A 14,603-nucleotide genomic window follows, 5' to 3' on the forward strand; every position below is an offset into this window, starting at 1 on the left:
CCGCGCCGGGCCCGGCGCCGGCGGGGACCGGTTGCTCCAGCACGGAGGCGACCAGGGACGGGGAGAGGTGGGCGGCGATCACGCGGCCGGAGGCGCCGACGCGCAGGGACTGGCCGACCTCCACGAGGTCGGCGACGCCGAGCCCGAGCGACTCGAAGTCGTAGCGGCCCGGAGCGCTGGCGGCGTAGGCCTTGCGCGGGCCGCCGTACGGCGAGAGGACCCACAGGAGGGCGAAGCCGTCCACGACGCGGCTCAGGCGGTCCAGCACGGGCCGGGCGGCGCTCGCGTCGGGGATGGTGGCCATCGCCTGCATGCCGATCCGGGCGGCACCGGGCCCCAGTCGGTAGCGGCCGGGCGGCACCTTCAGGAAGATCGAGGTGGCGATCCCGGATTGGAGTATCCGGTAGACGACGGCGATGTTCAGGCCCGTGGCGGCAGCGAGTTCGCTGGGGCCGTGATCGGTGCCCGGCAATGCCGTGAATGCCTGGACGACGAGCATGACCCGGTGCGCGTGCACTGTTCCGCCCGTGCGGGCGGCGGGTTCGTTGTCCGGCTGAGTTTGGGCAGGGTGAATTTCCTTCGGCGTGGTGCGGCTGAGCATGCTGTCCCTTGTCGCGCATGCCGCCCTTCCCCCGGCGGTGCGGTGGCGGGCGGTCGTCCCCATAGGCCTGCTGTCCGCGCGGCGTTGCCGGTCGAACGCGGCCCCCGACCCTCTAGACCCTCGTCACCCCCCGTCGGTCACGAATCGAACCAGTGATCGCAACCCTACATGCGCTACGCGGAACGGCCTCATGGTTTTACATCCCCCCATTTCAGGCGATGCCGCCCGGCATTGCGCGACGCGAAATGACGGCTACTCGTCACACGAAAAGGGCCGTGCGGGCAATGCGATATTCAGGGGTATTGCGCGGTGCGAAAAGCCTAAGAGATGACGGATATTGCGCCGCGCGAAAAGATTTGACAGGCATATCCCGCGCCCCATTGAATCCATTTCGGTTTCATCAGCAAAGCATTCGCGAGGATGCCGAGTTCACGGGGGAGTTCATGCTGCACATCCGCAGAGCCGCCACCGCCCTGACCCTGACCGCCGCCCTGGCGGGCTCCGGTCTGGTCGTCGCCGCCGGTACGGCCGAGGCCGCCGCGAAGGGCTGCTACGTCACGGCGAAGTCGGCCAACATCCGCTCGAAGGCGTCCACCAGCTCCACCTCCGTAGGCATGGCCTACAAGGGCAACAAGTGCAGCGAGAAGGACGTCGTCATCAAGGGCTCGTACTTCTGGTTCAAGGTCAAGATGACCAGCGGCAACGCCAAGGGCAAGACCGGCTGGATCAGGGACGACCTCCTTCACACCAGCGGCGACGACGTCCACACCTGCATCCCGGAGGACACCGCATGCCACGGCTGATCAGCCCGCGCGCCGGCGCAGTCGTCGCGGCCGCGACCGTCGCCCTCGCCGGAGGCCTCGCCGCCTCGCCCGCCTCCGCGGCCAGCTCCGGCCACGTGTACTCCAGCGGCAGCGGCGCCGAGGGCTGGTACTACTACGGCTCCGAGCGCGTCTACGCCTGCGACATCAAGACCGACGGGTACAAGGCCGTCACCCAGGTGTTCTCCAACGACGACCGACTTCTCGTCACCGTCACCGACACCTACAACAACGGCTCGTGCTCCTGGAAGAAGCCCACCCTGTTCGAGGGCACGCACAAGATCCGGGCCTGTGTGCAGAAGGGCAGCGCCAAGCCGACGAAGTGCGGCCCGAAGCGGTCCTGGTACGTCGACTGACGTCCTCCCGCCACTCCCAGAACACACCGCTGCCGGGCGGGTCCGCCAAGGGCCCGCCCGGCGCCGTTCACGCCCGAGGAGGAACGACGTGTCAGCACAACTCGCCGCGACCTGGGTCCGGATAGGCGACCAGTGGGTGCGGGCCGACCGCATCGTCGGCGTCCGGCTGGAGCCGGGCCCCGAGACCGCGCTCGGCGGCCGGTGGGCCCAGCCCCCGAGCCAACGACTCCTGGTGTGCACGACGCTGCCCACCGAGGAGGACAGCACCAAGGGCGCCTGGCAGGAAGCCGCCGTGTGCGCGCGAGAGCGCGGCGAGGTGGTCGCCGGGACGCTGCTGGACGCGATGAACACCGCCAAGGCGGCGGGGAGCCCGCGGTACGTGTACCCGGCCCGTACGACGGAGGGACTGGTCACGCACTGGCAGGCCACCACCACCTTGCCGCAGGGGCCCGCCCTCAGCGGCGAGCCCACCGCCGTGCCCGCCATCAGCGGCGGCGCACCCCTCCCGGCCGCCAGGTCCCTGCGCGGCGCCTGATCGAGGCTCACCGGCCCGGGCAACAGCAGTTCCTCACGCTGCCGTTGCTCGGGCCTCCGATGTTCCGCACCGTGACGACGGCCCCCGCCATCAGGGCCTTTGAGGGAACCGCAAGGCCCGCGGGTTATCTGGCCAGATAGACCACCAGACGAGGCCCGGCCGGAGTCCGGGGGTGAACCCGGGCTCCGGCCGGCGGGGTCAGCGCTGGGTGGGCTTGCGCGCCTGCGGCTGCTCGGCACCGCCGCGGCGAAGGTGCCCGGCCTGCTCGGCGCCGTTGCCGGAAGCGGACTTCTTCCCGCCGCTCCCCCGCTTCGTGGTGGTCGATCGGCCCCGGGCGGCGGCTGCGGACACGCCGCGCTTGGTCCCGGGCATCGGCCGGTTCAGGGCCTCCCCCATCCTGCGCATGGCGGGGATGTCCACCGGGTCCGCCACGCCGTTCGAGGACGGCGGAGTGCCGCCGCCCGGGCGTCGCGGACCCCGGTAGTCGCTGGCCGCGTCTCCCAGCCGCAGCAACGCCTCTGCGCTCGGCAGCTCCCCGCGCTTGTCCGTACCGCGGTCGTCGGCGGCGCGCAGCTTCTCGGCGCCCTTCTGTGCCCACTCGGCGACCTTCTCGCAGGCCTTGAGCGAGGCGCGGCGCAGGAAGTCGGCAACCCGGCTGTCGGCCATGAGCTTGCCGAAGTGCTCGCCCGCCCGCTCCTTCATGACGTGCATCAGGTGCCCGAAGGCGCCCTTCACGCTCTGGATGCGCTGCCACTCCGGCAGGTCCTGGAGCGCGGGCGCGTGCGCGTCCGCCGCCCTCAGCGCCGTGTTCACCGCGGCGGCCGACTGCTGCGGGTCGCGCTGCGCCTCCGGCTTCTCCGGCTCGGCGGGCGCAGGAACAGCCGCGGGCTCGGAGCCCTGCACCGCGGCGGCCGGCGCCGGGGCGGGTGCCGCCTCGGGCGCGGGCTGCGGCTCGCCGACGGCGTCGGCGAACAGCTCCTGCAACCGCGCGAGTTCGCCCTCCAGCGTGGCGAGCAGGTCCGCGCCCGTGCCCTGCTCTGCGGGCACGTGCTCGTCCCACGCCTCCTGGACGGCTGCGAAGTCGGCGACGACGTCGAGCGGGCGGTCCTCCTCGGGCCCGGAGTCCTCCGCCGGGCCGGTCCACAGGGGCAGCTCCGGCTCGGCGGCGGCGTCCGGGGCGGGCGCCTCCGGACTCTCGGGTGCTGCGGGACTGGCGGGGGTGGCCATCTCGGTGTCCTCCGGGGCGTCGGGAAGCGGGGCGGGCTGTTCGGCGGCCGTCACCTCGGCGGGCCGCTCCGGGCCGGGTGCGTCAGCGGGTGCGGGCAGGGCGAGCAGCTTCTCGTACGCGCGAGGGACGGCCAGGGCCAGCACCTGCTCCCGGCGGTCGCCCTCCCTGCCGAGGTAGGTCCACTGCCGGTGTGCCGAGCCCTCCCGCGTCACCATGTCGTCGGCGAGCGCCGCGAACACCGTCCTGAACTCCGCCAGGTCGTCGGCGGCGTGCGCCGTACGGATCAGATCCTCGTCCTGCTCGGTGACGGCGTCCACGAGCCAGGTGGCGACCCCTTCCACGGTGGGCGCCATGTCGTCGCGCAGGGTGTCGCGGACCGCGATGACGAGCACCGCGCGTACTTCGTCGGCGGCCCAGGCCGTCGCCAGCAGGCCGCCGGGCAGGTGCTCGGCGAGCCATGCCTCCGTCTCGCCGTCCGCGACCAGGTGCTCGGCACGCTCGGTCGGGCGGACCAGCATCGGCACGTCGATGGCGGCGGGCAGGTACTGCCCCGGCATGTCGGCGACGTGGGCGCCGGGCAGGACGAGGGTCTGCAAGACGTTGTCGGTCTCGACCCGGGCGATCACCTGTCCGTCGTCGCCGCCCCACATGGAGATGGAGACGAGCGGGCCGGTCACCGGCGCCGGGGCGGGCGCCGGTTCCGGGGTCTGCTGCGCGGTGTCCTCGCGGGCGGGTTCGGCCGGCGCGGGCGCGGCTTCTGCGGCCGCGGCCTCCTGCGCTTGGGCGGCGGCGCGGTCGGCCGTCATCGCGTCCAGGGTGGCCTGGAGGCGCCCCTGCATGCGCGTGGTCTCGCGCACCAGGTTCAGGAGCGGGAAGGCCAGGTGCTGACGCTCATCGAGGGCGGGGTCCGTCGGCAGCACGGCGCCCCAGGCGTTGACCGCGTCCTGGACGGCCGCGAGGTTCGCCGCCATCTGCCGCGAGCCGTGGTCGTCCACGTCGGCGGCACCGAGCCGTTCGAGCTGGGTGCTCAGGGCCTGGAAGTACGGGTTCTGCCCGTAGTTCTCGTTCGCCCGCGCGGCCGCCACGGTGACGGTGCGCAGGTGCTGCTCGGCGGCGGTGCGCAGTTCGACGCGCAGCACGTCCGCCCGCGACTGCGCCCCGCGGACGTTGACGGCGGACGGCGGCTCGCCGTACGGCTCCCCGGTGACGACCGCGAACATGACCGCGCCCTGGTGCGCGGCCTCCATCGGTGAACCGTTGAGTTCGCTGACGTCGGCGGGCATGCCGTCGACCGCCAGCCGAGCGAACCAGCGCCCGGAGGCGGACAGGCGTACGGCGGCGACCGTGGCCTCGCCGTACAGCAGCTCGCCCTCGCGGGCCCCGTCGCCCTCCACCGTGGTCAGCCGGAGCCGGTAGCGGGCGTCGGCGGCGAGCGGGATCGTCTCGGTGAAGCTCCGGGGGGCGGGCGGGTCTTCGACGTCCACGGCCGGACCGGCATCCTCGGCGGGTGTCTCCGCAGGAGGGTCTTCCGCGGGCGGGGCGAGGTCGGCGTCTGGTACGGCGTCCGTCGCGACGGCGGTGGGTTCCGGCTCGCCTGCCACTGCTTCCTCCTGCTCGGGCTGCTCGGGCTGCTCTGGTTCCTCGGGCGTCGCGCCGTCCGGCACGACCGTCCCGGCGGCGGTCTCCGCGGCCGGGGCTTCCTGCGGCTCGGGGTCGGGCGCGGGCGGCGCGGGCTCCTGCTGCACCGCCGGCGGCGTCACGGTCGTCGTGTCCGCCTGCGTTTCGCGCACCCGCTCGCGGGCCCACTCCAGCACGCCTTGCCACTGCTCGTGCCGCGTGGTCGTGTCCCCGGGGCCCGTCACGGCCAGGCGGTGGCCGTCGTAGCCGGGGAGGCCCTGCTGGTAGACCATCTCCACCGTGAAGTCGGTGTCGCCGATGCTCAAGTCCCACATGGGACCGTGCTCCAGCGGAGCCCGGTTGCGGCGGGCGCCGGTGGAGCGGGCGGTGATGGACTCGCCCTCGGGAACGCCGAGTTCCTTCAGGTCCTGGCCGTACGAGAAGTACACCCAGTCGTCGCTGTCGGTGGGGTGGGTCTCGGCGGTGCGGCCCAGCGCGGCCCGCTCGGTGAGTTCCTGGATGGAGCCGACGGAGACGCCGGTGCCCACGGACAGGCCGGACAGGTCCCGCGTCACGAAGCCGCGGTACCCGCTCTCGGTCTCCTTCGCGGTGCGGTAGCGCTGGCCGGTCGGCCGGTGGACGCTGGTCCACTCGTTCTCGGCGGTGCGCCGGTAGACGACGACGTCGTCCTCCGGGTGGGGGCGCGGCTGGATGCGCTCGCCGCCGCGCCGGGCCTCGGCGGTGTCGGCGAGGCTCCGGTACTGCTGGTAGGACAGGCCCAGGGTCAGCTCCACGCAGGGGCCGCACTCGGCGGCCATCTCCGCGTGGTCCGGGCCGAACCAGTGCTGCACCACGGTGTAGCGGTCGGTGTCGGTGGTGCCGCAGCGCTCGCACTCGCCGTGGTCGGCGTGCCCGTACACCCCGAGCCGCCCGTCGGCGCCCATCGCTCCCGGGGAGACGGCGGGCTCCGGCTCGCGGCGCCCGCGCCGACGGCCGGGCCGCTGTACGGGAGCGGGCTCGGGGGCCGCCTCGCCGAAGAGGTCGAGCTGTCCTTCCTCCTCCGCGTCGCCCGCCGTCTCCGTCTCCGCCTCCGGGACGTCGGCGGCCGGCGCGGGATCGGGCGCCGGGGTCTCGGGGGCGGCATCGCGCAGCCAGGCCTGCGCCGCCGCCTGCTGCACGCCGTCCGTGTCCCCGGGGTCCAGCGTTTCGGCGGCCGACCGTACGGCGGCCTCCGAGTCGATGTACGCCAGGCACTCGTCACGGGTGCCGTTGAAGATGGACTCGCTGAACGAGTACGAGCGGGTCTGGCGGTTGAGGTGGAAGCGGATCGTCTCCGGCTCGCCGGGTCGCATGCTCCCGTGCATCCAGTACCGGATGTCCGCCGCTCCGGTCAGCTCGACCCTGGCGAGTTGGGAGAGGTCGTCAGCCGCAGGCGCCGCGCCGTCCGTGTCCGTGTCGGGCGGTGTCTCCTGCGGGGCGGGCGCGTCGTCCCCGCCGAACAGGCCGAGTTGCTGCTCCGGGGCGGCGGGGTCGGGTGTCGGCTCCGGGTCCGTGGCGCCGGGCTGCGGGTCGGTGCCGGTGAAGAGGCCGTCGACCGCTTCCTGGAACAGCTCCTCTCGGGACTTCTCCTCGTCAGCGTCGGGCGCGGGGGCGGGGGCCGGTTCCTGCTCCGTCGCGCGAAGCTGCTCGTAGAGGGGGCCTGCCAGTTCGGCGTACAGGCCGTTGCGGTCGCCGACGGCTTCGTCGCCTCCGCGGAAGTAGACGCGGACCCAGTCGGGCATGTCGCCCGGCGGGACGTCCACCCACTCCTCGGTTGCCCAGTCGTCCACCCAGTCGGTCAGCCAGGAGGTGAAGTTGTCCAGGTCGTTGGCGCGGGCAGCCTGCGCGACCCGCGGGTCGGCCACCGCCGCGGCGGTGATGGCCTCCAGCGCGGCCCCGCGCAGGGCCGGGTCGGTCAGGGTGAGTCGGTCGCTGTCGGCGTCCGGCGCGGGCGCCGGCGGCGTCGCGGGCGGTTCCGGGGCGACCGGAGCGGGGTCGGCCGGACCCTGCTCCTCGGCGGCGGCCGCGGGGGCGGTCTCGGTCGAGGTGGACGCGGGTTCGTCCGCCTGCCCCTCGGCGCCCGGCTCCTGCTGAGCTGCGGCGGGCTCGGTCTCCTGCGCGACGGGGGCGGGGGCGTCCTCGGCGGCCGCGGCCTGTTCCGCGGTCAGGGCCGCGATGGTGGCCTGCGAGCGGGCGGCGAGGAGGTGGGCCGCCTCGTACACGCCCTGGAGGGGGTCGAGAAGGTCGTCGTCAACGACGACTTCCAGTTCCTGGCACCAGGCGGCCACGCCGTAGACCCGGCGGACGATCTCCTGCGGGCCGCCGGGGACGGGCTCGCGCAGCGCCAACCGGGCCCGGTGGTAGGCGATGTGCAGTTCGGCGATGGGGTTGTCCGGGGTGCCGAAGCCGTCGGGCCGGGCGTCGTTGTCCTGCTGGAGGTAGGCCCGGACGGTGGGGTGCTGACCCCACCGGGCGTAGGCGGCTTCCAGCGCCTGGACGTCCGCGAGGTCGTCCTGATCGGTGAAGGGTTCGGCGTTGAAGAACTGCGGCACGTCGTCCAGGTTCGGCGCCGTCACGGCCAGCTCCGGCAGCCGCGCGGGCTGCTGGGGAGGCTCCTGACGCTCCGCCCGGCTGGTGTGCACCGTGACGGTGCGCCCGGCGGCCGCGAGGACGCGCACCGCGTCGTCCACGCGCTGCCTGCGGGTGGGCTCCTTCCAGGTGCGGGGCAGGTACCAGCCGCCGACCTTGCGGGACTCCTTGAAGCCGCCGCCGGTCCACAGCGCCGCCTTCGCGGTGTCGTCCTCCGGGGTGATACCGAAGACGAGGGTGTCGGAGCGGTTGTGCAGAATCCAGACCGGGTCACGGCCCTGGTCATCGAGCGTCGGCCGGTGCACGCGGTCGCCGTAGACGACCGCGTGGTGGTTGGCCATGCGCTTGGCCACGGTGGCGCCGTCCTCGGTGCCCCGGACCACGTCGCCCTGGACGTCGCCGAGGTAGCGGTACTTGCTGTAGCTCCACTCCGCTCTGCCGACCTCCTCGCCCACCTCGGTGTAGAGGCGGACGATGCGGCCTTCCTCGGTGTAGTGGTAGCCCTCGGCGCCCGGGACCGGCGCGGCGTCCTCGGGGAGCTGCACGGACTCCTGCGGTGCGCTCTCCTCGGCGGGCGCGTCCTCGGCGGGCGCGGGGTCCGCGGTCGCGGCGGGCGCGGCCGGCGGGGCGTACCGGTCGCGTGCCTCGGCGAGCTGTTCGTCGGTCGGGGGCACGGTCTCGCGCAGCGCGTCGGCCAGGGCGTCCATCGCGGTGCCGATGGCCTGGTTGCGTTCGTCGCGCCGGAAGTGGATCTCGGCGGAGAGGTTCCCGTACCGCCACGCAGGCTTGTACGGGTCGCGGTTGGCGGTGTTGTGCGCCACCGCGGCGTCGATCCAGGCCGGGAGTTCCTCCCACCGGATCGTGGTGGTGACGTCGCCCTGCTCGATGGTGAGCCCGTCGGCGCGGGTGGACAGGTGGACGTCGCCGTCGCCGCGCAGGGCGGGCGGCAGCTCGCTGCTGGTGGAGGCGTAGAACGCGGTCGTCGGCGCCTGCTGCTGCTCGGCGATCCACTCGCGTACGCGGTCGGTGGGCATGACGCCGGGCACCGTGCTGACCGGCTGGCCGTCGACCGCGACGGCGCTGACGAGCCCGCGCACCTGGTCGTCGCTGAGGACCGCCATGATGGCCCACCCGGCGGACTGGTGGGTACGGGCGGGCTGCGGGCCGCCGATGTGGCCGACCATGACGCGGTCGCCGAAGGCGTCGACCAGGTCCTGCAAGGGCGCCTGCCCGGCGGCGGTGCCGGGCGGCGTCTCCGCCGGGGCCGGGTTCGCCGTGTCCCCGGCGGGTTCCTGCGGTGCTTCCGGGGCCGCCGGCGCGGGTTCCTGCGGCGCGGGTTCCTGCGGCCCGGGCTGCGGGGGCGCGGGCGGCGCGGCGGACTCCTCGGGCGCCGGAACCGGCTCCGGCTCGGGGGCCGGGGTGTCCTGCGGGGCGGGCGGCGCCTGGTCGGGTTCGGTGGCCCGGGCCTGCTGCCAGACGATCCAGGCGGCCTCACCGATGAGCATCTGCCGGGTGTCGGCCGATTCGGGCTCCAGCCAGTCCCGCAGCCACGCCGGTCGGTCCTCGGGGAGGTTGGCGCGCTCCAGGGCCCAGTCCTGCGCCCACTCGGCGACGGCCGCGCGGAAGCCGCTCGCACCGTAGTCGGCGCCGCCGTCCCGCGCCCGGGCGGTCAGGCCCTCGTCGGCGGCCGCAGCTTCGATCAGGGCACGTAGCGCCTCCTGGTACTGCCCCAGGTCGGCGAGGTCGGGGGTGCGCAGGTCGACGTCGGTGCGGTCGATGACGCGGGCGCCGCCGATGATCTGGCCCTCGCTGACGACGACGGCGGTGCCGCCGAGCATCCCGGCCATAGCGGTGGCGTCGTGCATCGCCATCTCCGCCTCGGTCATCTCGCGGCCGCCGTCGGCGGCCGCGGCACCGGGGTCGAACTGGGGGCCCGACCCGCTCTCGCGGCCGGAGGCGATGGCAGCGCCCGAGATCCGCTCCTCCAGGGCGGTCTTGCGCTCGCGCACGGCTTCCAGCTCGGCGTGCTTCTCGAAGGGGCGGCCGATGTGGGCGCGGGTGTCCTCCAGCGCCGCGCGCTGCTTGGCCGCCTTCTGCTCGATCGCGACCGGGGCGGTCACCGCCTCGTCGGCGGCCTCCCCGAGCGCCTTGACGATGCGCCAGGACTGGCCCTTGCCGAACCACGACAGGTTCAGGCGGACGTCGACCTGGTGGCCTCCGCCGACCAGGTGCGCCCACCCCTCGTAGGCCATCCCGCCGAACTGTTGGCGCCGGTGCCAGGTGAAGCCGACTTGCAGGCCGCGCCAGCGGTAGCCCGCGTCCAGGTCGAGGGTGGGCTTGGAGCCCTGCGCGGTCTGCGCGAGGACGCCGGCGACGTCGTCGGGGTCGATCAGGCGCCCGTCGGCGGTGCGCCATGTCTCGTCGTCCCCGGCGGCGGCCACCGCGTCGGCCATCGCGCGGATGCCGGGCAGGGTGCGCTCCGCGTCGCGGATCTGGTCGGCGAGGACTTCGACCTTGCGCTTCATGCGGGCCTGCGCCTGCCGGTGGCCGTCGGCCTCGTTGAGGAGCATGGTCAGCTCGCCGTTGACGTCGGCCAGCTCCAGCAGCATCGGGTTGCCGGTGGCGACGGCCTTGGCCTGCCCGAAGCCCGCCCCGATCGGGTCGATCTCCTGGATGACACGGCCGACCTTGCGGCCGGACATGATCTGCACGATCGGCCGCTGCTTGCGCTCCAGTTGCTGGAACATGTAGCTGTCGAAGCTGTTCAGCGCGATGTAGCGCAGGAACTCGACTTCCATGTCGAGGTCGATGAGCAGGTTGCCGGGGCGGTCGAGTCGGCCCTCGCGCTGCTCCCACTCGGCGGGCTTGTGCGGCGGGTCGGCGTGGTGCAGGGCGACGCCACGGCTCTGGACGTTGACGCCCGTGCCGCCCTTCTCCGAGGACATGAACAGGACGGACACCTTGCCCGCGCGGGCGTCGGTGAACAACTGCTCCTTGGCGAGGTCGCTGTTGTAGTCGTGGATGAAGCGGATGCGCTCGCGCGGGATGCCCGGCAGGCCGTCCTCCGGCAGGCCGTCGATCAGGCCCTTGCGGATCTTGCCGTAGACCTGGCTGCCGCGGTCCTTGCTCGGGGTGCCGAGGTCGCAGAAGACGAGCTGGAGGCCGCCGGAGACGTCATCCGGGTCGCCGGGGAGCTTGAGGTCCTTGGTGCGCTCGTGGATCTCCAGGACGTTCCTGATGATGGCCCCGGCCTTGCCCGGGCCGTCCGGCTCCATCCCGACCAGCTCAAGGTCCAGGGCGGCCTTCCGGCCGTCCGTGATGACGTTGAGCATGTTGTCCTCGAACGGCTTGACCTTGCCCTGCTGGATCAGGTCGATCCGGTCGGAGATCGAGCCGACGTACTGGACCAGGTTCGGGGTGGCGTCGATCTCCACGAACCGGTCGACGCGCTTGGGCCGCTTGATCTTGAACTCTTCGCGCGGCCGCAGCTCCGCGACCTCCGCGAACAGGGCCAGCGCCTCGTCGGCGTTGGTGTACTCCACCGGGCGCCGCTTGAGGCGGAAGCTGACGCCGTCGACCCCGACCTCCGGCCGGGACTCGAACTGGATGAAGTTCGCCGCCCAGGCGTCGGGGCTGCCGAGCCCCAGCTTCTCCAGCCGCTTGGGCATCGTGTAGTGCTTGAAGACGTACATCTCGCGCACCGAGTTCGAGATGAACGTGCCGCTGTAGAGGGCGGTGACGTTGTCCCGGCCGGTGCGCTCGCGGGTGACGATGAGCTTCAGGTCGAGGTCGGTGGCCCGCTTGGACGGCTTGCCCAGCGACATGCCCTCGGTCGTGGCCGGCAGGGCGAGGTTCTTGAACAGGTGCGCTTCATCGACCTGGAGGAAGTCGACGCCGAGGTTCTCGTACGTGACACCGGCGTCGGTGGCCTTCGAGCGCAGGTCGGATGCGCGGGCGTCGAACCGGTCGACCATCTTGGCGATCTCTTTGATCCGCCGCCGGTTGTTCTCGTCGTCTTCGATCGCGCTCAGCGCGACGCGGTACTCGTTGGCCAGCTCCTCCAGGTAGGTGGCCTCGGTGACCGGGTGGACCCCGAGGCGCCCGAAGGAGTTGTGCGTCATCACGATGGCGTCCCAGTCGCCGGTGGCGCACCGGGCCGCGAACAGCATGCGCGAGCGGGCGTCGGCGAGGTCCTTCTTGCCCGCCATGAGGATCTTGGCGTTCGGGAACAGCTTCTTGCCGTCCCGGGAGATCTGCTCCAGCAGGTGGTTCGGGACGACGATCATCGGCTTGTTGACCAGGCCGAGTTGCTTCAGCTTGGTCGCCGTCATGAACATCGTGGCCGTCTTGCCGGCGCCGACCGGGTACGGGCACAGCGAGCCCTCTTCCGCGCTGAGCACGCGCTGGACGAAGTCCCACTGGTGGTCGTACGGCGTGAACTCCGGGTCCATGCCGTCGACCGTCAGGTGCGATCCGTCGTGCTTGGGCAGGACCGTGCTGTTGAAGATGCGGTTGTAGTCGTCGGCCAGGCGGTCCGCCCGGTCGGGGTCCTCCCACACCCAGCTCGCGAAGCGGCGCATCAGCGCCGTCATCTTCGACTCCGCGAGCATCGTCTCCTTGTCGTTGCGCACCCGCCGCGATCCGCCGTCGGGCGTGCGGAAGGTGTCGTAGACCTTCGGGGCCTGCCCGTTCAGCGCGAGGTCGAGCAGCTCGAAGGCGTTGACGCGGGAGGTGCCCCACTCGCTGGTCGCGGCCTCCGGGATCGTCATCGGCATGTCGACGTTCCACGTCGCCGTCTTGGCCACGTGGAGGATGTCGACCTGGACGCCCAGCATCGCCTCGGCGAACGCGGTGACGTCCTCCACCGGAATCCACGGGGCGCCGAGCTTGGCCTTGATGTCCTCCGGCGGCAGCGGCTCGGGCTGCACCTCGCGCAGGGCGTCGACGTGCCGCTGGAGGTCGTCGCGGCCCTGGGAGAGCAGGAACTCGGCGCGCTCCAGCTTGTCCACGACCGGCCCGGACAGGTACGAGCCGCGGGTCAGCAGCTCGCCGTTGTCCGGGTCGGGGAAGACCAGCTCCCCGAGCGCGCCGGGCACCTGGTCCTCTTCGATCCCCAGGAGTCCCGCGATGGTGGGGACGTCGATCTTGTTCTTGAAGTTCAGGCAGAGCGACAGCGCCTCTTCCGGCGTCTCCGCCGACGTGGGCCGCTCGATGCGGCGGTTGACCCGCCGCAGCAGCAGCGGGGCCTTGTCCGCCTTCTGTGTCTCGTCGTCAAAGTCCTCCAGGGCCAGGACGGACACGAAGTCCGGGTCACGGCGGAACCCGCCGAGCCGCGGGTAGCGGCGGCTGACCGCCTTCTCCCCCGTCTCCTCGTCGACCTGCCCCTCGGCGAGGGTGAAGCGGTTGATCGGGCCGTGCACCCGGGCGTAGGCGTCGTAGAGCCGGTTCACCTCGGCGCGCAGCGGGTCGAGCTGCGCGTCGGGGGTGTCGTGGTCGGTCTCCGCCTCGATCAGCTTCAGCGTGGCGTCGCGCAGCGCGATGAGCTTGGGCAGTTCCTTGCCCGCGCGCTCGACCGCGACCAGCTCGCCGTCGACCACCTCGTGCGCCTTGCCGTCCACGAGGTGGAAGGAGCCCTCCTTGCGTCCGTCCTCGCGGACGGGGAAGGGCAGCGTGTCCTCGGTGAACGGCTGCGCGCCGACCGCGACCCGCCAGTCGCGGCCCTCGTTGCGGGCCGCCGCGGTGATGCCGTCGAAGGCGGTGCCGAGCGCGGCCGCGAGGTCCTGGTCCTCGGGCGCCTTCACGGCCAGGGTGTGCCCGTACTGCGCGGCGCGGCCCTGCTCGAACTCGCCGAGGACGTTCTCGGGGTGCTGGAGGAAGTAGTCGTTGGCGTACTGGCCGGGGACCGTCGGGATCTCGCTGACGTCCATCCAACTGTCGTCCACGGGGCCGTCGGTGTCGCGCCGGCGGACGATGAGGATGTCGGCGAGGACGCCGGTGCCGCCCTCGGCGAGGGCGCCGTTGGGCAGGCGGACGGCGCCCAGCAGGTCGGCGTGCTTGGCGATGGCGCGGCGGGCGGTGTCGTCCGCGGCGTCCATCGTGTAGCGGGAGGTCAGCAGGATCGCGACGCCGCCGGGCCGCAGGGCCTGCACCGAGCGCCAGATGAAGTAGTTGTGGATCGAGTCGGTGACCGCCTTCGGCGCGGTCTTGTCGTGGACCTGGAAGTTGCCGTACGGCACGTTGCCCAGGACGGCGTCCACGCTGTTCGACTGGAGCCCGGCGTCCTGGAGCCGGGCGTTGATGATGTCCGCGTCCGGGTGCAGCAGGGCGGCGATGCCCGCGGTCGTCGGGTCGCGCTCGACACCGAACCATTTCACCGGCATCCGGTCGGGGGTGTGGTTGATGAAGGTGCCCGCGCCGCAGCCGGGTTCGAGGATGCGGCCGCCCTGGAAGTTGAGATCGCGCAGGGCCGTCCAGCAGGCCTCGGCGATCCGGTCGGGGGTGTAGTAGGCGGTCGGCGTGCCCTGTTCGGCCTGCCGGTACTCGCGTGGCGAGAGCAGGCGTTGCAGCTCCTCGCCGATCTCCGCCCAGGTTCCCTCGCGGTTCTCCGCCAGGGCGGGGGCGAGCGGCCCCCAGCCGGGCCAGTGCCGCAGGGCGGCGAGGTCTTCCGGGGTGGGCGCGCTCTCGTCCTCGCGCAGCCGGAGCAGGGTCTCGATTGCCGTCAGGCTCGCGCGGGCCCGCCCGATCGGTCCGAGGCGGCCGCCGGGACCGGGCTCGGGGGCAGGGGCGACCGGGGTTTCGACGGGGTTGGACATGTCGT

Annotated in this window: 4 protein-coding genes and 1 pseudogene; 3 read left to right on the forward strand and 2 right to left on the reverse strand. The window is 72.9% G+C overall.

Annotated features, from left to right (window positions below):
• Positions 1-601 (reverse strand): annotated as a pseudogene (locus tag ACFYZY_RS26445) (IclR family transcriptional regulator); the annotation flags it as partial.
• Between the two features lie 443 nt (positions 602-1,044).
• On the opposite strand from ACFYZY_RS26445, the gene ACFYZY_RS26450 reads away from it, so the two are divergent.
• The 3 genes from ACFYZY_RS26450 to ACFYZY_RS26460 all read left to right on the forward strand — a co-directional run bounded on the left by ACFYZY_RS26450 (position 1,045) and on the right by ACFYZY_RS26460 (position 2,313).
• A complete protein-coding gene (locus tag ACFYZY_RS26450) occupies positions 1,045-1,404 on the forward strand; it encodes an SH3 domain-containing protein (protein ID WP_388698749.1) in 360 nt (119 codons plus the stop codon).
• The gene (locus ACFYZY_RS26455; RefSeq protein ID WP_388698752.1) at positions 1,392-1,778 is read left to right on the forward strand and encodes a hypothetical protein; all 387 of its coding nucleotides are present in this window, start codon (positions 1,392-1,394) and stop codon (positions 1,776-1,778) included. Before ACFYZY_RS26450 ends, ACFYZY_RS26455 begins: the two co-directional genes overlap by 13 nt.
• Before the next feature lie 88 nt (positions 1,779-1,866).
• Positions 1,867-2,313 carry a hypothetical protein gene (locus ACFYZY_RS26460; RefSeq protein ID WP_388698755.1) on the forward strand — a complete coding sequence of 149 codons (447 nt, stop codon included), beginning with the start codon at positions 1,867-1,869 and terminating at the stop codon, positions 2,311-2,313.
• 198 nt (positions 2,314-2,511) lie between these two features.
• On the opposite strand, the gene ACFYZY_RS26465 is transcribed toward ACFYZY_RS26460, so the two are convergent.
• Positions 2,512-14,598, reverse strand: coding sequence for a DEAD/DEAH box helicase family protein (locus tag ACFYZY_RS26465; RefSeq protein ID WP_388698757.1), 12,087 nt, complete (start codon positions 14,596-14,598; stop codon positions 2,512-2,514).
• Positions 14,599-14,603: the final 5 nt, after the last annotated feature.

This window comes from Streptomyces sp. NPDC001744 (assembly GCF_042892575.1).
Lineage (GTDB): Bacteria > Actinomycetota > Actinomycetes > Streptomycetales > Streptomycetaceae > Streptomyces.

Excerpts from the sequence above, each read along its gene's own strand:
- ACFYZY_RS26450 (WP_388698749.1), top strand. The coding sequence starts at position 1,045 with ATGCTGCACATCCGCAGAGCCGCCACCGCCCTGACCCTGACCGCCGCC.
- ACFYZY_RS26455 (WP_388698752.1), top strand. The coding sequence starts at position 1,392 with ATGCCACGGCTGATCAGCCCGCGCGCCGGCGCAGTCGTCGCGGCCGCG.
- ACFYZY_RS26465 (WP_388698757.1), bottom strand. The coding sequence starts at position 14,598 with ATGTCCAACCCCGTCGAAACCCCGGTCGCCCCTGCCCCCGAGCCCGGT.